Below are 19,351 nucleotides of genomic sequence, written 5' to 3'. Positions count from 1 at the left end.
CAGGGTGATCGTCGTGCACGGCCTGGTCCTGCCGGACGGCTCCCTGTCCTGCTGGGCCGAGACGTCCGCCCCGCCACCCGCCCCACCGGCGCCCCCGACCCCGGCCCCGACGCACCCGTTCGCTGTCCTGCCGCCCCTCGAGGGCACGGTCGCCACCGCCGACGTCCTGCTCCCGTCGACCCGCACCGCCCCCGCCCCGTCCCCGGCCCCGTCCCCGGCCCTGTCCCCGCACCTCCCGCCCGCACCCCGCCGCCCCGCCGCCCGCCACGAGGCGACGTGGACCGTCCCGATCGTCATCCTCCCGCAAGGCGCCGACCCGGAACTGCTCCTCGCCGCCGCCGAGGACACCGTCGCCGCCCCGTCGATCGGTGCCCTGTCCGACCTGCACGCCTTCGCCGCCGACCTGGTGACCCGGGGCCGCTACCTCCCGGCCCTCACCACGGAACCGTTCGCGTCCGGTCGTGGCCCGGCGTCGCGCTGGCGCCCGGCGCTGTGGGGCCCCGACGCCGCCACGTTCGAAGCCCTGACCCGGGCCATGCCGGCCGCCGCGGCCGCGGCCGTGGGCCCGTCGACGACGCCACCCGGCCGGCCCGGGCCGAGCCGTCCGGGACCGGCGTGGTCCCCCGAGGACGCCACCCGCACAGCTCTCGAAGCCGCCGTCGACCACCGGGTCCGGACCCTGCTGGCCGATCACCCCCTCCTCACCGACGGTCAGGTCCGCCACGACACCGCGGTCCGGGCCTGGCTGACCGCCCTCACCACCCCCGACCCCCGCCTGCGCGCCGCCCCCGCCCGGACCGCGCCCGCCCCGGCCCCGGCCACCACAGCCGAAGTCACCGGCACCGCTCCGGACCCGGACCCGGACCCGGACCCGGAGCGGGACGCGGATGGCACGCCCACGCCGGCCGATCTGCGTCCGGCCGCGGCCCGCGCCCGGGCCGAAGCCCGTGCCATCGCCGCCCGAGCCGCGTCCGCCCGCTACCTGCCACCGCCACCGCCACCGCCGTCCGCGCTCAGCCACGACGCCGCCGAGTTCCCCGGGCCGACGGCCGCGGCCCGGCCGGCACGCCCCCCGATCGGCGAACCGCGGCGCACAGCGTCGCCGGCCGGGCGCGCCGAGCCGGCCGGGTGGGTCGAGCCGGGCACCGCCGCCGCCGGGACCGGCGCCGCAGGCGAGCAGGACGCCGTGACGGGGACCGGTCCCGGGGCGCTGCTCGCCGACGGGCCGGAGGTGGCCCGGCTGCGGGAGCTTCTCGACCGGTGGGCGGACAGCGGGCGGCCCGCGGCTGTCCGCCTGTGTTTCCGCCTCGCCTACGTCGACGACCCGGGCGACGCCGACCTCGCCGACCTCCTCGCCCCCGGCCCGGGCGGCACCGACCCGGGCGGCCCGGACCGGCCCGGGACCGGCGGGGGTGTCACCGACCCGGCGGGCCCCGGCCGGGGCGGCCCGGACCGGCCCGCGTCCCCGCCGGTGGGCCCGGTCGACGAGGACGGCGGGTATTGGCTCGTCGAGTTTCTGCTCCAGCCGGCGGCGGAGCCGGGGCTGCTCGTCCCGGCGGGTGACGTGTGGCGGGACGCGGCGTCGCCGTTGTTCCTGTGGGTCGACTATCCGCAGGACGTCCTCCTGGCTGATCTGGGCCGGGCGAGCCGGCTGTGGCCGGACCTCGACGTGGCGTTGTGGCAGCGGCATCCGGAGTCGCTGCGCCTGGACACGGTCGGCGCGTATCGGTTCCTGACGTTCGCCGGGTTGTTGCACGACGCCGGGTTCGGGGTGCTGCTGCCGGCGCAGTGGCAGCGGCGGCAGGATCTCGGGCTGACGCTGACGGTCCGGGCGAAGCAGCCGGCGGCGCCGGTGCTGCGCGACACCACGACGAACCGGGCCGCGATCGTCGACTACCGGTGGGGTCTGGCGATCGGTGACGAGTTCCTGTCCGAGGCCGACCTCGCCGAACTCGCCCGGGCGAAGGTCCCCCTGGTGCGGCTGCGGGGCCGGTGGGTGCACCTGGACCGGGAACGGCTCCGCGCCGGGCTGGCGTTCCTGCGCCGGGGCGGGCGCGGGGAGATGACGGCCGGGGAGGCGATGCGCCTGACCCGGCTCGTCCCGGACGGGGACCTGCCGCTGCCGGTGACCGGCGTCGACGGGCACGGCTGGCTCGCGGATCTGCTCACCGGCCGGGCCCCGGAGCGTCTCGAGCTCCTCGACGCGCCGCCGGGGCTGACGGCGGTCTTGCGCCCGTATCAGCGGCGGGGCCTGTCGTGGCTGGCGTTCCTCGACGCGGTCGGGGTCGGTGCGCTCCTCGCCGACGACATGGGTCTGGGCAAGACCGTCCAGGTCCTGGCCCTGGAGGCGCATGCGCGGGCGGCGGGCCGGCGGCCGCCGACGCTGATCGTGTGCCCGCTGTCGGTGCTGGGGAACTGGCGGCGGGAGATCGCCCGGTTCACGCCCGGGCTGACCGTCCGCGTCCACCACGGCGCGAACCGGGCCGCCCCGGACGGTGCCGCGGACGCGGATCTGGTCCTGACGACGTATCAGGTCGCGACCCGCGACGCCGACACCCTCGCCGCGACCGTGTGGGACCGGGTCGTGCTCGACGAGGCGCAGCAGGTGAAGAACGCGGCCGGGGTGACGGCCCGGGCGGTGCGCCGGTTCCCGGCCCGGCACCGGGTGGCGCTGACCGGGACCCCGGTCGAGAACCGGCTGACGGAGCTGTGGTCGATCGCCGACTTCCTCAACCCGGGCCTGCTCGGTGAGGCGTCGATCTTCCGGGCCCGGTATTCGGTGCCGGTGGAGCGGTGGGCGGACCCGGACGCGGCGGCGCGGCTGCGGCGGGTGACCCGCCCGTTTCTGCTGCGGCGGGTGAAGACGGACCGGGCGGTGATCGCGGACCTGCCGGAGAAGTTCGAACGCCGCCAGTGGTGCAACCTGACCCTGGAACAGGCGACCCTGTACAAGGCGGTCGTCGACGAGCTGTTCGTGAAGCTGCGGGAGGGCCGGGCTGGCTCGCAGCGCAAGGGTCTGGTGTTGTCGGCGATGACGAAGCTGAAGCAGGTGTGCAACCATCCGGCGCACCTGATGGGCGACGCGACGCCGCTGCCGGGCCGGTCGGGGAAGCTGACCCGCCTCGAGGAGATCCTGACCGCGGCCGTCGGCGCCGGGGACCGGGCCCTGGTCTTCACCCAGTTCACGAAGTTCGGGCACCTCCTCGTCCCGCACCTCGCGTCCGTCCTCGGCGCTGGCGTCGAGTTTCTGCACGGGGGCACCCCGAACGGCGCCCGGGACCGGATGGTCGAACGGTTCCAGTCCGGGACGGGACCCGCGGTCCTGCTCGTGTCGTTGAAAGCGGGCGGGACGGGGCTGAACCTGACGGCGGCGAACCATGTCGTGCACGTCGACCGGTGGTGGAACCCGGCGGCGGAGGCGCAGGCGACGGACCGGGCGTTCCGGATCGGGCAGCGCCGCGACGTGCAGGTCCACACGTTCGTGTGCCTCGGCACGATCGAGGAACGCGTCGAGGAGATCATGGCGAGCAAACGGGGCCTGGCCGGCGTCGCCGTCGGCTCCGGTGAGGGGTGGCTGACCGGCCTGTCGACCGACGACCTCCTCGACCTGATGACCCTCGCCCCGGAGGCGGTCGCCGATGCCTGACCCCGACCCCCGCGCCTGGTCCGCCCAGTTCCTGCTCATGCTGGAATCGTTGCGGATGGGTACGACATTTTCCGCGGGCCGCCGCTACGCCCGCGCCGGGCAGGTACGCTCCGTCACCATCTCCACCAGTATCGTGACCGCCCTGGTCGTCGACGAGGACGGGGAGACGTACCGGGCCCGGATCGGGGTCCAGGCGTGGACGGCCGCGGACTGGGCCCGCATCGACCGGGTCCTCGCCGGCAACGCCATCTACGCCGCGAAACTCCTCGCCGGGCACCTCCCCGACGGCCTCGACCAGGTCCTGGCCGGGTTCGGGCTGTCGCTGTTCCCGCAGTCGCTGTCCGAGATCGTCCTGGACTGCTCGTGCCCGGGCTGGCAGAAACCGTGCCGGCACCTGACCGCCGCCTGCTACGTCCTCGCCGAGGAGTTCGACGCCGACCCGTTCGCGATCCTGCGGTGGCGGGGCCGCGGCCGCGACGAGATCCTCGACAGCCTCCGCGCCCACCGCGTCTCCGCCCTCGGCCACATCGCAGCCCGGCCGGCCACCGCCCACGACCGGCCCGCGGGCCGTACCACAACCGGCTTCTGGGACGCCGGCCCACGACTGCCCCGGCCGCAGCCGCCGGTCCCGGGCGCGCAGCGCCGCAGCGACGCCATCCTCGACCAGCTGGAGAACCTGCCGCTCACCGCCGGCCGGTTCGACGTCACCGACCTGCTCCGTGCCGCCTATCACACCGTCACCGACAGCGAGGCGGGGTTGCCGGACCGCCACGACCCCCGGTACCGTCAACGGTCAGCGGCACACGACGATGCGCCGCCGTCAGGGCCGAGAGGCGCTGCGACGGACCCCGGCTGAGGGTTCGCCACGCTCGGCGACCACCTGACCTCCCTTGACCCAAGGGCGCCTCCTGTCACCGGGAGGTGACCTCAGGTATGTCCCAGCACGAAACCCGGACCCTGCAGCAGCTCGTCACAGACGGGCACCCGTATCAGCAGACCCGCGCCGGCCTCGACTTCGCCGTCGCCGACCTCACCCTCGCCCCGGCCGGCCGGACCCAGATCCGCCTCGCCGAGCACGAGATGCCCGGCCTCATGGCGACCCGCGCCGAATACGCCGCCACCCAGCCGCTGCGCGGCGCCCGGATCGCCGGGTCCCTGCACATGACCGTCCAGACGGCGGTCCTCATCGAAACCCTCGTCGCGCTCGGCGCGCAGGTCCGGTGGGTGTCGTGCAACATCTTCTCCACCCAGGACGAGGCCGCCGCCGCCGTCGTCGTCGGCCCCACCGGCACCGCCGACCACCCGGCCGGGACCCCCGTCTACGCGTGGAAAGGCGAGACCCTCGCCGAGTACTGGTGGTGCACCGACCAGCTGTTCGCGTTCACCGGCCCCGACGGCGAACCCACCGGCCCGAACATGATCGTCGACGACGGCGGCGACGCGACCCTGCTCATCCACAAGGGCGCCGAGTACGAGACCCGCGGCGCCGTCCCCCAGCCCGCCACCGGCGACGACCCCGAGTACCGGATCATCCTCGAAACCCTCACCGCGAGCCTCACCCGGGACCCGCAACGCTTCACCCGGATCGCCGCCGCCGTCCGCGGCGTCACCGAGGAGACCACCAACGGCGTCAAACGCCTCTACAAACTCGCCGCCGACGGCTCCCTGCTGTTCCCGGCGATCAACGTCAACGACTCGGTGACGAAGTCGAAGTTCGACAACACCTACGGCATCCGCCACTCCCTCCTCGACGGCCTCAACCGGGCCACCGACGTGATGCTCGCCGGGAAACTCGCCGTCGTCTGCGGCTACGGCGACGTCGGCAAAGGCGCCGCCGAAGCACTGCGCGGGCAGGGCGCCCGGGTCGTCGTCACCGAGATCGACCCGATCTGCGCCCTGCAGGCCGCGATGCACGGCCTGCCGGTGGTCCGCCTCGACGACGTCATCGACACCGCCGACGTCATCATCACCGCGACCGGGAACAAGGCCATCATCACCGCCGCGCAGCTGGCCCGCCTCAAACACAACGCGATCGTCGGCAACGTCGGGCACTTCGACAACGAGATCGACATGGCCGGCCTCGCCGAACTCCCCGGCATCGTCAAAACGGAGATCAAACCGCAGGTCCACGCCTGGACCCACCCCGACGGGCGGGCCGTCATCGTCCTGTCCGAGGGGCGGCTGCTCAACCTCGGCAACGCCACCGGCCACCCGAGTTTCGTCATGTCGAACTCGTTCACCAACCAGACGATCGCGCAGATCGAACTGTTCACCAAGCCCGACGCCTACGAGCGGCAGGTGTACCGGCTGCCGAAACACCTCGACGAGAAGGTCGCCGCCCTGCACCTCGACGCCCTCGGCGTCCGCCTCACCGAACTGTCGAAGGACCAGGCGGAGTACATCGGCGTCGACGTCGCCGGACCCTACAAGCCTGAGCATTACCGGTACTGACTGGGGCCGGGGGCGGCACCACCGGTTGCCGCCCCCGGACTACCTGGTCTCCTTCAGCGGCAGCGTCACCGTGAAATGCGTGTCACCGGGCTCGGACGTGACCCGGATGTCGCCGTGGTGTTTCTTGACCACGATCCGGTAGGAGATGTCCAGGCCGAGGCCGGTGCCCTCACCGACCGGTTTCGTCGTGAAGAACGGCTCGAAGATCCGCGGCCGCACCTCCGCCGGAATCCCGGACCCGGTGTCGTGGATGTCCACGGACAGACAGTCGCCGGTCGCGTCCAGCCCGGTCGTGATCGTCAGAACCCCGGAGCCGTGCATCGCCGACACCCCGTTGTCGATCAGGTTCGTCCACACCTGATTCAGCTCCGCCGCATACGCCGGGATCTTCGGCACCGTCCGGTCATACCTGGTCACGACCCGGACCCCCGCCGGGATCTTCGCGTTCAACATGATCAACGTCGCGTCGAGGAGCTCATGGACGTCGACGACCTGGAACGGTCCCCGGTCCAGCTGCGAATACTGCTTCGCCGCCCCGACCAGACCCGAGATCCGCGCGACCGCGTCGTCGATCTCCCCCATCAGCAACTCAGTCTCGATCGTGTACGACAACCACCGCACCGCCGGCTCCAGATCCAGCTCCCCGATCCACGACGCGACATCCTCCAGCCACGCCACCTCCACCCCACCCGCCACCAACGTCGGCGCGAGATCCCAGGCGCCGCTGACATCGTGCCCGTCGAGCCAGTCCCCGATCGCATCCTCCGCGTCCGAGGCCTCCAACGCCGTCCGCTTCGGCGCGTTCTGCGCCTTCTTCACCGCCGTCTCCTGCAACTCCACCAGACCATGCAGCCGCTCCCCGTCGATCCGCCCGTCGGCGATCATCGCGAGCTTGTGCCGCATCCCCGCGACCTTGTCCCGCAGGACCGCCGTCGCCCGCACCGCCGCCGCCGCCGGATTGTTCAACTCATGCGTCAACCCCGCCGACAAACTCCCCAACGCCAGGAGCCGCTCCCGCTCCGCGACCGCATTGTTGCTGTTACGCATCCCGAAGAACAAACCCTCGAGCAGATGCATCGCCATCGGGAACCACTCCCGCACCACCGGCCCGAACTCCACCGCCGGCACCTCGAGCACCTCGACACCGGTGATCGCGTGCATCGTGTTGTTGTACACCTGCGCCACCTGGTCCCCCAGATACGCCTGCGTCGCACCCCCATACACACCGGCCTGGTCCGTCCGCGACAGCTCCACATCATCACCGCGGACATTGCGCGACAACGACACCGTCCCCGACAACAACACCACGAAACACGTCGCCGGCTCACCCTCGGTGTAGATCGCCTCACCGGCCGGGTGGGTCACCGCCCAGCCGCGCTCCGCCAGCCACCCGATCTTCGCATCGTCGAGCGCCTCGAACAGAAACAACGACCGCAGCTCCGCCGCGGACAACCGGCGACCCGCCGGCGAGGAAGCGGTGATGCTCATTGCGACTCCAGAAGATACCGGTGGACCAGCGACACGGCCATCGCCCCCTCACCCACGGCGGAGGCGACACGTTTGACGGAGTCCGCCCGGACATCCCCGGCCGCGAACACCCCGGGGATCGACGACTCCAGGTGATACGGGTCACGGCCCAGCCGCCACCCCGCCGGCGGCCCCCCACCGGTCAGCAGATCCGGCCCCGTCAGGACAAACCCCCGCGGGTCCCGCTGCACCGCCCCGCCCAGCCAGTCCGTGCGCGGCTCCGCCCCGATGAAAATGAACAACCACGACGCGTCGACCGTCCGGCCCGGCCCCCCGTCGACCGCCCGCAACTCCAGCCGCTCCAGATGCTCATCACCGTGCGCCGCCGCCACCTCCGTGCACGGATGGACCTGAATGTGCGGCACCGCGTCGATCTGGTCGATCAGATACTGCGACATCGACGACTGTAGATTCGCACCCCGGATCAGCAGATGCACCCGGCTGGCATACCGGGAGAAGAACATCGCCGCCTGCCCGGCACTGTTCGCACCACCGACGATGTACACATCCTGATCGGCGCACGACGGCGCCTCCGTCGACGCACTGCCGTAATACACGCCCCGCCCGTGCAGATCCGCCAGCCCCGGCGCCGTCAACCGCCGATACGACACCCCCGTCGCCAGAATCACCGCATGCGACGCGATACTCGTCCCGTCCTCGAAATGCAGCACCCGCGTGTTCCCGTGCGTCTCCAGACGCGTCACCCGGCACGCCGTGAGCAGCTCCGCCCCGAACTTCACCGCCTGCCGGCGGGCCCGGTCCGTCAGCTGCGCCCCCGACACCCCATCCGGGAACCCGAGATAATTCTCGATCCGCGACGACTGCCCCGCCTGCCCACCCGTCGCCCGCTCCTCCAGCAGCACCGTCCGCAGACCCTCACTCGCCCCGTACACAGCCGCGCCGAGCCCCGCCGGGCCGCCACCGACGACCACGAGATCGTAGAAGTCCGTCGCCGGCGTCGTCGTCAACCCCACCTGCGCCGCGAGCTCCGCCTCACTCGGATTCACCAACGCCTTCCCCTCGGTGGTGATCACCAGAGGGACATCGTCCGGCGACACACCGGCCGCCGTCAGCAACCGCTGCCCCTCAGCGTCATCAGTCGTATACCACCGGTAACTGATCATGTTGCGGGCCAGAAAATCCCGCACCCGGAACGACGGCGCCGACCACCGATGCCCAATGATCTTCACATCCGCCACCGGCCGGTCCGGCGCCGCCAACCACGCCTCCAGCATCGCATCGATCACCGGATACAACTTCTCCTCCGGCGGATGCCACGGCTTCAACAAATAATGATCCAGATCCACGATGTTGATCGCCTGGATCGCCGCATCCGTATCCGCATACGCCGTCAGCAGCACCCGCCGCGCCCGCGGAAACAAATCCATCGCCGCCTCGAGGAACTGCAACCCGTTCATCTCCGGCATCCGATAATCCGCCAGCAGCACCGCCACCTGCTCGCCGCGCAGCTTCAACTCCTTCAACGCATCCAGAGCCTCCCGGCCCGAATCCGCCCGGACGACCCGGTACTCCTCCCCATACTGCCGCCGCAGGTCACGGGCCACCGCACGAGACACCGCAGGATCGTCATCGACGGTCAAGATCGCAGGCTTGGCCATGCACCCAATCCAACCACGCAACCCGCCAACCGACGAATACCGGCAGCGCTACCGTTGTCCGATGCCAACCGGATGCACACACGCCGACCAGGTCACCGACGTCACACCGTCAGCCGACGGCTGCGAAGACTGCCTCAAAACCGGCGGCCGCTGGGTCCACCTCCGCCTCTGCCTCACCTGCGGCCACGTCGGCTGCTGCGACTCATCACCCGCCAAACACGCCACCGCCCACTTCCACACCACCGACCACCCCCTCGTCCAGTCCTACGAACCGGGCGAAGAATGGGTCTGGTGCTACGCCGACGACACCATCGTCCCCATCCCCGGCCTGCCCACCCGAGCCCACAGCTAGGGCAACTCCACCTCAAGACTGCCATTCACCTGCAACTTCCGGCGCGCCCGCTCGTAGAAGGTGGTGTAGCCCAGCCGCACCACCTTCGCCGCCGCCGGCGCCGCCGACACCGTCAACGTATCCCCCGGACTCACCGCACCCACCACCTCACCATCGACCTCCACCACGAGCCGACCACTCGACGGGAGCAACTCCAGATCCAGATCCTCATCCGGCGACAGGACAAGCGCCCGGTTGAACGCCGAATGCGCCGCCGCCGGCACCACCAGAATCCCCTCCACATTCGGCGACACGATCGGCCCGCCCGCCGAGAACGAATACGCCGTCGACCCCGTCGACGTCGCCACGATCAACGCATCCGCCGAATACCGCACAAACGGATACCCCTGCATCGAAATCGCCACCGCCGCCAACCCATGCCCCGGCGTACGCACCAACGCGATGTCGTTGAACGCCGTCACCGCCGTCCCGTCCGGCAACGTCGTGCGCACCGCCATCCGCGGCTCCACCGTGAACCGGTGCGAGTCGATCGCCGACAACGCCTCCGGCAACTCCTCCACCGACACCTCCGCCAAAAACCCCAACCGCCCCAGATTCACCCCCAACACCGGCGTCGGCTTCCCCGACAGCAGCCGCATCGACCGCAGCATCGTCCCGTCCCCACCCAGCGACACGACCAGCGACGCCCGCCCGACCAGCTCGTCGGCGGACACCGCCACCGCCGTGCAGTCGATCCGGTCGACCTCGTCCGGCAACCCCAGCACCGTCGTGTCCCGGCTCCGCGCCCAGTCGATGACCGCGTCGATCGCCGGCTTCGAGTCACGGCGTGGATGCAGGACGACTCCGACGGTGTGCACCATCCCCATTGCCGTCACTGTACGGGGTCCAACCCGCCTCCGGGCCTCCAGGCGCGACCACCGCCACCGCGACCAGCACCACCGCCGGCAACGGACCCACCCACGCCACCCGATCCAGCAGCAGCACCGCCCCCGCCGCCCCGACCGGCACCGCCAGCAACGGCCGCCAATCCACCCGCCGCGACGCCAGCAGCCCACACCCGATCGCCGCCAGCGCCAGCAACGGCACCTGCACCGGCCCCCGCGGATCGTGATGCGCCACCGCCCACCCACCCGTCAGCGCACACAACGCCGCCAACGCCGCGACCAGGCACCGCGCCGGCGGCACCCGCCGCGACAGCACCACCGTCGCCGCATACACCCCCGCCGCCAGGACCGCCCGGCCCGCGGCACCGGCCAGATGCTCCGGCTCCGTCGCCGCCGCCACCCCGACCAGGACCAGGTTCCCCGCCGGCACCGACGCGAACACCCCACCGAGATACAGCAGCGCCAGCCCGTCGAGGTACCCGGCGGCCAGAGCAAGAATCGTTCGGCGCACGGCGCAGGCCCTTCCCTGCCACCGGCGAAATAACCCGGGTACGTTGGCTAACGTGTCGATCGCGTTCCGGCTGGTGCTGCACCTGCCCCGCGACGCCGCGACGGTACCCGTGGCCCGCCGGCTCCTCGGCCAGGCCCTCGGCACCCTCGGCGTCGAGGACGGCTGCCGCGACGACATCAGCCTGATCCTCACCGAGGCCTGCGCCAACGTCATCGAGCACGCCCTGGACACCGACGACTACGAGATCACCATCGACGTCACCGGGGCCCGCTGCGTCATCCACGTCGTCAACGCCGGCGCCGCCGTCGACCCGGCCGACCTCACCGGCGACGGTGTCGCGAGCCTCGACGAGCACGGCCGGGGCCTGCAGATCATCCGGTCCCTCGCCGACGAGCTGTACCTCACCCCGGCCCTGTCCGGCGGGCTCGTCCTGCAGGCCGTCACCACCCTGCGCTGGACCGCGGGAGCCCCTGCTTTTCGATGAGTCGCAGGTCGGCGCGGAGCGCCGATCGTACTGGTTTGTGGGCGTGTGCCGGAGGCACACCATGTAAGGCGTCCTAGGATGCTATGACGTAAGCTCGGATACGGGCAAGAAATGTTGTAGAAACCCCACAACGGGGTGGCCCTAGGTTCGGTTTACCACCGCATTGGTGTACTCGGCGGTAATCAAGCAGGGTGTAGACCGTCGCGGCATCAAGCGGGGAAATCTCAGGAGGCGCAACCGGTGTTCAGTCGTATCGCCATCGTCAACCGCGGCGAGGCCGCCATGCGGCTCATCCACGCCGTCCGCGACCTGTCCGCCGAGACCGGCACCCGCATCGAGACCGTCGCCCTCTACACCGACGTCGACCGGACCGCGACCTTCGTCCGCGAGGCCGACCACGCCTACCCCCTCGGCCCCGCCGCCGCCCGCCCCTACCTCAACCACGCCCTCCTCGAGCAGGCCCTGCGCGCCAGCGGCGCCGACGCCGCCTGGGTCGGCTGGGGCTTCGTCGCCGAAGACCCCGCGTTCGCCGAACTCTGCGACCGCATCGGGATCACCTTCATCGGCCCGTCCGCCGACGCCATGCGCAAACTCGGCGACAAGATCGGCGCGAAACTCATCGCCGAGGAGGTCGGCGTCCCCGTCGCCCCCTGGAGCCGCGGCGAGGTCGCCACCCTCGCCGACGCCCTCACCGCCGGCGACCGCATCGGCTACCCCCTCATGCTCAAGGCCACCGCCGGCGGCGGCGGCCGCGGCATCCGCATGGTCGCCTCCGCCGACGAGCTCACCGACGCCTACGAACGCACCAGCGCCGAAGCCCTCCGCGCGTTCGGGTCCGGGATCGTCTTCCTCGAACGCCTCGTCACCGGCGCCCGCCACGTCGAGGTCCAGGTCATCGCCGACGGCCACGGCACCGCCTGGGCCCTCGGCGTGCGCGACTGCTCCGTCCAGCGCCGCAACCAGAAGATCATCGAGGAGTCCTCCTCACCCGTCCTCGGCCCCGCACAGACCACCGAACTCAAGGCCGCCGCCGAACGCCTCGCCCTCGCCGTTGGCTACCGCGGCGCCGGCACCGTCGAGTTCCTCTACAAACCCGCCGACAACCTCTTCGCGTTCCTCGAGGTCAACACCCGCCTGCAGGTCGAACACCCGATCACCGAGATCACCACCGGCACCGACCTCGTCAAACTCCAGATCCACGTCGCCGCCGGCGGCAAACTCGACGGCGAACGCCCCGCCGAGCTCGGCCACGCCGTCGAAGCCCGCCTCAACGCCGAAGACCCCGACCGCGACTTCGCCCCCGCCCCCGGCCGGATCTCCCGCCTCGTCCTGCCCGCCGGGCCCGGCATCCGCGTCGACTCCGGCGTCAGCGAAGGCGACAGCATCCCCTCGGACTTCGACTCCATGATCGCCAAGATCATCGCCTACGGCCGGGACCGCGACGAAGCCCTCGCCCGCCTGCGCCGCGCCATGGCCGAAACCACCGTCATCATCGACGGCGGCGCCACGAACAAAAGCTTCGTCATCGACCTGCTCGACCAGCCCGAAGTCATCGACGCCAGCGCCGACACCGGCTGGATCGACCGCGTCCGCGCCCAGGGCCGACTCGTCAACCACCGCCACTCCGCGATCGCCCTCGCCGCCGCCGCCATCGAGGCCTACTCCGACGACGAGGAGATCGCCCGCGCCCGCCTCCTCACCACCGCCCACGGCGGCCGCCCCCAGGTCCAGCACGAAGCCGGCCGCCCCCTCGACCTCAAACTCCGCGGCAGCACCTACCGCGTCACCGTCGCCCGCATCGGCCAGACCCGCTACCGCACCCTCATCGCCGCCGGGGGTGGCCGCTCCGCGACCAACCCCGACCCCGTCGCCGCCGACGTCGAGATCGAAGCGTTCGACACCCACCGCGGCCAGATCACCGTCAACGGCCGCCGGTTCCGCCTCGTCTCCGCCACCCACGGCCCCATCCACCTCGTCGAGGTCGACGGCATCACCCACCGCATCAGCCGCGACGAAGGCGGCGTCGTACGATCCCCCGCCCCCGCCCTCGTCGTCGCCACCCCCGTCACCGTCGGTGACGAGGTCGACGCCGGCGCCACCGTCCTCGTCCTCGAGTCCATGAAGATGGAGACCGCGCTGCGCGCCCCGTTCCGGGCCCGCGTCAAAGAACTCCCCGTCTCCGTCGGCAGCCAGGTCGAGACCGGCGCCCCGCTCATGCGCCTCGAACCCCTCGCCGACAGCACCGACGAAGCCACGCCGGAAACGGCAACCGCTGTCGACATCGACCTGCCGCCCGCTGAAGAAGAAACCGGCCTCGACCGCAGCCGCCAGGACCTCTACAGCCTCCTGCTCGGCTTCGACGTCGACCCCGCCGACCGCAGCCGCGTCCTCACCCGCTACCTCACCGCCCGCGCCGCCGCCGGCGACCGGCCCCTGCCCGGCGAGGTCGAACTCCTCACCGTCTTCGCCGACCTCGCCGAACTCACCCGCAACACCGCCGGCGGCGAGCTCGGCGGCGAACCCGGCAGCGCCGTGCACTCCCCCCGCGAATACTTCCACCGCTACCTCGGCAGCCTCGACGTCGACCGGGCCGGCGTCCCCACCGGCTTCCAGACCCGCCTCACCAAGGTCCTCGCCCACTACGGCGTCGACAGCCTCGAACGCACCCCCGCCCTCGAAGCCGCCGTCTTCCGGATCTTCCTCGCCCAGCAGCGCACCGCCACCGATGTCGCCGTCGTCACCGAACTCCTGCGCCACTGGCTCGCCGGCCCGCCCCCCGTCGAAGCCCTCGCCGAACGGGCCGGCCTCACCCTCGAACACCTCATCGAAGCCACCCAGGTCCGCTTCCCCGCCGTCGCCGACCTCGCCCGCGGCATCGTCTTCCGCTGGTTCGCCCAGCCCCTCCTGCGCCGCAACCGGGCCAAGGTCTACGTCGCCGTCCGCTCCGACCTCGCCTACCTCGACCACCACCCCGACGCCCCCGACCGGGCCGAACGCATCCAGTCCATGGTCGCCTCCGCCGAACCCCTCGTCCGGCTCATCGGCCAGCGCATCACCCGCACCGGCGCCGACCACGCCCCGCTCCTCGAGGTCCTCACCCGCCGCTACTACGGCAACCGCGGCCTCACCGACGTCACCGCCACCGACACCCCCGCCGGCCGGTTCGTCACCGCCCACCACACCGGTCGATCGGGCCTGACCAGAGTCGTCACCACCGCCGTCGGCATCGACGCCCTCGCGGCCGCCCTCGACACCATCGCGCAACTGGCCCAAGACCCGGCCGCCGGCGGTACCGTCGCCGATGTCTATGTCGCCTGGGACGACCAGCCCGACGCCACCGCCATCGCCGACGCCCTCGGCAAGCTGCTCACCGAACACCCCCAACCCGACGGTGTGCGCCGCATCACCATCACCGTCGCCGGCACCAGCCACGCCGTCATGCACCACCACTTCACGTTCCGCCCCGACCAGGACGGCTTCGCCGAAGACCGGCTCATCCGCGGCCTGCACCCCCAGATCGCCAACCGCCTGCAGCTCTACCGGCTCCGCGAGTTCGACCTCACCCGCCTGCCCTCCGCCGACGAGGAGATCTACCTCTTCAAAGCCGTCGCCAAGACCAACCCCGCCGACGAACGCCTCATCGCCATGGGCCAGGTCCGCGACCTCACCGCCCTACGCGAAGCCGACGGCCGCCTCGTCGCCCTCCCGGCCCTCGAGGACATCACCACCGGCTGCCTCGACGCCATCCGCAACATCCAGGCCCAGCGCCCCCAGAACAAACGCTTCGACACCAACCGCATCATGATGTACGTCTGGCCCGCCACCGAACTCACCCAGGACGAGATCGAAACCCTCGTCCAGCGGCTCCTGCCCACCACCGCCGGCGCCGGCCTCGAAGAGGTCCAGTTCCTCGCCCGCCAGCGCAACGCCGCCGGCGACCTCGCCGAAGTCGCCGTCCGCATCACCCTCGACCCCGGCCACGGCGCCAGCCTCACCGTCGACAAACCCTCCACCGAACCCGTCCAGCCCATCGACGACTATCGCCAGAAGGTCCTGCGCGCCGCCCGCCGCGGCAACGTCTACCCCTACGAACTCACCGGCCTGCTCGCCGGCACCGGCGGCACCTTCACCGAACACGACCTCGACGAGACCGGCACCCTCGTCGCAGTCCAGCGGCCCAAGGGCAGGAACACCGCCGCGATCATCACCGGCGTCGTCACCACCCCCACCACCCGCCACCCCGAAGGCGTCACCCGCGTCGCCCTCCTCGGCGACCCCACCAAAGCCCTCGGCGCCCTCTCCGAACCCGAGTGCAGCCGCGTCATCGCCGCCCTCGACCTCGCCGAACGCCTCCAGGTCCCGGTCGAATGGTTCGCCCTGTCCGCCGGCGCCCGCATCTCCATGTCCTCCGGCACCGAGAACATGGACTGGGTCGCCGCCGCCCTCAAACGCATCGTCACCTTCACCCAGGCCGGCGGCGAGATCAACATCATCGTCACCGGGATCAACGTCGGCGCCCAGCCCTACTGGAACGCCGAGGCGACCATGCTCATGCACACCAAGGGCATCCTCGTCATGACCCCCGACTCGGCCATGGTCCTCACCGGCAAACAGGCCCTCGACTTCTCCGGCGGCATCTCCGCCGAGGACAACTACGGCATCGGCGGCTACGACCGCGTCATGGGCCCCAACGGCCAGGCCCAGTACTGGGCCCCCAACCTCGCCGCCGCCCGCGACGTCCTCATGGCCCACTACCAGCACACCTACGTCGTCCCCGGCGAACCCGGCCCCCGCCGCGCCACCACCGGCGACCCCACCGACCGCGACGTCACCGGATACCCGCACACCATCGACGGCAGCGACTTCACCACCGTCGGGCAGATCTTCTCCGCCCAGCACAACCCCGACCGCAAGAAACCCTTCGACATCCGCACCGTCATGAAAGCCCTCACCGACCAGGACCACCCGGCCCTGGAACGGTGGACCGGCATGGCCGACGCCGACACCGCCGTCGTCACCGACGCCCACCTCGGCGGCCGGCCCGTCTGCCTCATCGGCATCGAGTCCCGCTCCGTGCCCCGCACCGGCTTCCCTCCCACCGACGGCCCCGACACCTACACCGCCGGCACCCTGTTCCCCCAGTCGTCGAAGAAGGTCGCCCGGGCCATCAACGCCGCCTCCGGCAACCGGCCCCTCGTCGTCCTGGCCAACCTCTCCGGCTTCGACGGCTCCCCCGAGTCGATGCGCAAACTCCAGCTCGAATACGGCGCCGAGATCGGCCGGGCCATCGTCAACTTCGAAGGCCCGATCGTCTTCACCGTCATCTCCCGCTACCACGGCGGCGCGTTCGTCGTCTTCTCCAAAGCCCTCAACCCCAACATGACCGTCCTGGCCCTCGAAGGCTCCTTCGCCTCCGTCCTCGGCGGCGCCCCCGCCGCCGCCGTCGTCTTCGCCGGCGAGGTCAACACCCGCACCAGCACCGACCCCCGCGTCACCGACCTGCAAGCCCAGGTCGCCGCGGCCAGCGGCGCCGAACGCGCCGCCCGCAACGCCCGCCTCGCCGAGGTCCAGGCGTCGGTCCGGGCCGAACACCTCGCCGCCGTCGCCGCCGAGTTCGACCGCGTCCACTCCATCCAGCGCGCCGTCGACGTCGGCTCCGTCGACGCCATCATCAGCGCCCGCGAACTGCGGCCCCGCATCATCGAGGCCATCGAGCACGGCCTGAAACGGTGACCACGCCCGCCTTCATCCCCGGGCTGCGGCTCTGCCGCGACCTCTACGAGCTCGGCGTGCGGCCACTCCTGGACGGGGTGGCGCACGCCGCGGCCCGCATCGGCGCCGGCTCCGAAGTCCTCGGCCTCGACACGCCCCGCTCCACCGACCACGACTGGGGCCCCCGCCTGCAACTCTTCGTCGACCTCGCCACCGTCGACGCCGGCGCCCTCAGCCGCACCCTCAGCGACCACCTGCCCAAGGACATCCACGGCTGGCCGACCAACTACGCCCCACCCGGCGAACGTGTCCAGGCCATGACCCCCACCACCGGACCCGTCCACCACCGCGTCGACATCACCGACGTCACCACCTGGTCCCGCGACCACCTCGGCTTCGACGCCACCACCGGCGTCAGCACCGCCGACTGGCTCGCCACCCCCACACAACTGCTCGCCGAGGCCACCGCCGGCGCCGTCTACCACGACGACACCGGCGACCTCACCCGCCTGCGGACCAACCTCACCTGGTACCCGGACCCCGTCTGGAAGCGGATCCTGGCCGCGCAGTGGGCGCGGATCAGCCAGGAGGAGGCGTTCCCCGGGCGGGCCGCGGAGCTCGGCGACGACCTCGGCTCCCGCATCGTCACCGCCCGCCTCGCCCGCGACGTCATGCGCCTGTGCCTGCTCCTGGCCCGCCGCTACCCGCCGTACAGCAAATGGCTCGGCACCGCCTTCGCCGCCCTCCCCGACGCCGCCCCGATCGGTACCGCCCTCACCCGCGCCCTCCAAGCCGACGACGCGGACGAACGGCAGGCCGCCCTCGCCGACGCCTACGAACTCGCCGGAGCCTGGCAGAACCGCCTCGGCCTCACCGAACCCGTCGACGCCACCCGCCGCCCGTACTTCGACCGCCCCTTCCCGGTCATCGACGCGACCCGGTTCGCCGACGCCCTCGCCCCCGGCGCCACCCGCACCGGCGCCATCGACCAATTCCTCGACAGCACCGACGTCCTCGGCGATCCGGCGCTCACCCGCGGCCTGTTCGAGGCCGTCGAACCCGCACCCGGACGGAACCCTGCCGCGTAGCGGCAAGAAAAAGGCGTGGCCTCAGCCACGCTGGCTAGGGCATCCTAGGACGCTAGGTTACAGCTCCAGAACAGCGCGATAGCGGGCCCGGCCGGAACGGACCCGGTCCAGGGCGGCGGCGTTGTCCGCGACCGGGAACACCTCGACCTCCGGCCGCACACCGTGCCGGGCCGCGAAGTCCAGCATCGCCCGGGTGTCGCCGATCGACCCCGGGATGCCACCGCTGATCGTCTTCGCCGACGGCAGCAGCGCCATCGGGCCGACCGTGAGCGGGGCCGGCGGCACACCGACGACCGACAGCGTGCCGGCCGGGCGCAGCAACGCGAGGTAGGCGTCCCACGGCAGGTCGGCCGCGACCGTCGACAGGAGGAAGTCGAACGAGCCCGCGGCCGCGCCCATCGCCGCCTCGTCCCGCCCGACGAGGTAGCCGGTCGCGCCGAACCGGCGGGCGTCGTCCTCCTTGCCGGGCGACGAGGAGATCGCGGTCACCGCACACCCCCACGCGGCGAAGAACTGCACGGCCAGGTGCCCCAGGCCGCCGATGCCGACGACGCCGACCCGGTCCGTGGGCCGGACGCCGTGGCGCAGCAGCGGCGCGAACACGGTGGTGCCCGCGCACAGCAGCGGCCCCGCCGCCGCCGACGGGATCGCCTCGGGGATCGGGTGGACGTGCCGCCAGTCACCGGCCCGCACGTGCCGGGCGAAGCCGCCCCGGTCACCGCGCAGCACCAGGTCGTCGCGGTCCGGGCAGTGCTGCTGCCGCCCGCCGACGCACCACTCGCACCGGAAGCAGGAGCCGGCGATGGCGCCCAGGCCGACCCGGACCCCGACCGGCAGCCGGTCGGGGTCGACGGCCGCGCCGATCGCCGCCACCTCCCCGACCACCTCGTGGCCGGCCACGACCGGGAACCGGGCGTTGCCGAACTCGTTGTCGATCATGCCGAGGTCGGTGTGGCAGACCCCGCAGTGCGTGACGCGGATGTCGACCTGCCGGTCGCCCAGTGGCCCGGCCTCGTAGGTGTACTCCTCCAGCGGCGCCGACGCGCGGTGGGCCGCGTACGCGGTGACTCGCATGCC

At 72.0% G+C, this 19,351-nt stretch carries 12 protein-coding genes; 7 read left to right on the top strand and 5 right to left on the bottom strand.

What is annotated here, in order from left to right; translation table 11 throughout:
• The first annotated feature begins 4 nt into the window (after positions 1-4).
• The 3 genes from ACIA8L_RS09405 to ahcY all read left to right on the top strand — a co-directional run bounded on the left by ACIA8L_RS09405 (position 5) and on the right by ahcY (position 6,097).
• Entirely contained in the window at positions 5-3,646 is a 3,642-nt protein-coding gene (locus ACIA8L_RS09405; RefSeq protein ID WP_395902296.1) for an SNF2-related protein, read from the top strand.
• A complete protein-coding gene (locus tag ACIA8L_RS09400) occupies positions 3,639-4,502 on the top strand; it encodes a hypothetical protein (protein ID WP_395902294.1) in 864 nt (287 codons plus the stop codon). Before ACIA8L_RS09405 ends, ACIA8L_RS09400 begins: the two co-directional genes overlap by 8 nt.
• Positions 4,503-4,579: 77 nt before the next feature.
• Positions 4,580-6,097, top strand: a complete 1,518-nt coding sequence (gene ahcY / locus ACIA8L_RS09395; protein WP_395902291.1) for an adenosylhomocysteinase — start codon at positions 4,580-4,582, stop codon at positions 6,095-6,097.
• Between the two features lie 39 nt (positions 6,098-6,136).
• Here the strand turns inward: ahcY and ACIA8L_RS09390 are convergent, their stop codons facing one another.
• Both ACIA8L_RS09390 and ACIA8L_RS09385 read right to left on the bottom strand, forming a co-directional pair.
• A complete protein-coding gene (locus tag ACIA8L_RS09390) occupies positions 6,137-7,585 on the bottom strand; it encodes an ATP-binding protein (protein WP_395902289.1) in 1,449 nt (482 codons plus the stop codon).
• Complete coding sequence (locus ACIA8L_RS09385) at positions 7,582-9,243, bottom strand: FAD-dependent oxidoreductase (protein ID WP_395902285.1); 1,662 nt, start codon at positions 9,241-9,243, stop codon at positions 7,582-7,584. Before ACIA8L_RS09385 ends, ACIA8L_RS09390 begins: the two co-directional genes overlap by 4 nt.
• A 61-nt stretch (positions 9,244-9,304) precedes the next feature.
• On the opposite strand from ACIA8L_RS09385, the gene ACIA8L_RS09380 reads away from it, so the two are divergent.
• Entirely contained in the window at positions 9,305-9,595 is a 291-nt protein-coding gene (locus ACIA8L_RS09380; RefSeq protein WP_395902283.1) for a ubiquitin carboxyl-terminal hydrolase 14, read from the top strand.
• Here ACIA8L_RS09380 and ACIA8L_RS09375 read toward each other — a convergent pair.
• Complete coding sequence (locus tag ACIA8L_RS09375; RefSeq protein ID WP_395902281.1) at positions 9,592-10,461, bottom strand: NAD(+)/NADH kinase; 870 nt, start codon at positions 10,459-10,461, stop codon at positions 9,592-9,594. The two genes, ACIA8L_RS09380 and ACIA8L_RS09375, sit on opposite strands and share 4 nt — an antisense overlap.
• Complete coding sequence (locus ACIA8L_RS09370) at positions 10,415-10,990, bottom strand: DUF1275 family protein (RefSeq protein WP_395902279.1); 576 nt, start codon at positions 10,988-10,990, stop codon at positions 10,415-10,417. Before ACIA8L_RS09370 ends, ACIA8L_RS09375 begins: the two co-directional genes overlap by 47 nt.
• A 52-nt stretch (positions 10,991-11,042) precedes the next feature.
• Between ACIA8L_RS09370 and ACIA8L_RS09365 the strand changes: the two genes are divergently transcribed.
• The 3 genes from ACIA8L_RS09365 (at position 11,043) to ACIA8L_RS09355 (ending at position 18,274) form a co-directional block, all read left to right on the top strand.
• Positions 11,043-11,474 carry an ATP-binding protein gene (locus tag ACIA8L_RS09365; protein ID WP_395902277.1) on the top strand — a complete coding sequence of 144 codons (432 nt, stop codon included), beginning with the start codon at positions 11,043-11,045 and terminating at the stop codon, positions 11,472-11,474.
• A gap of 240 nt (positions 11,475-11,714) precedes the next feature.
• Entirely contained in the window at positions 11,715-17,207 is a 5,493-nt protein-coding gene (locus ACIA8L_RS09360; RefSeq protein ID WP_395902275.1) for a carboxyl transferase domain-containing protein, read from the top strand.
• Positions 17,204-18,274: a DUF4037 domain-containing protein gene (locus ACIA8L_RS09355; protein WP_395902272.1), complete on the top strand. Its 1,071-nt coding sequence runs from the start codon at positions 17,204-17,206 to the stop codon at positions 18,272-18,274. Before ACIA8L_RS09360 ends, ACIA8L_RS09355 begins: the two co-directional genes overlap by 4 nt.
• 57 nt (positions 18,275-18,331) lie before the next feature.
• Here the strand turns inward: ACIA8L_RS09355 and ACIA8L_RS09350 are convergent, their stop codons facing one another.
• A complete protein-coding gene (locus ACIA8L_RS09350) occupies positions 18,332-19,348 on the bottom strand; it encodes an NAD(P)-dependent alcohol dehydrogenase (RefSeq protein ID WP_395902270.1) in 1,017 nt (338 codons plus the stop codon).
• Between the last annotated feature and the right edge of the window lie 3 nt (positions 19,349-19,351).

Origin of the sequence: Dactylosporangium sp. NPDC051541, assembly GCF_044454505.1 — a bacterium.
Taxonomy (GTDB): Bacteria; Actinomycetota; Actinomycetes; order Mycobacteriales; family Micromonosporaceae; genus Dactylosporangium.
This window is presented reverse-complemented; position numbering and strand designations above follow the sequence as displayed.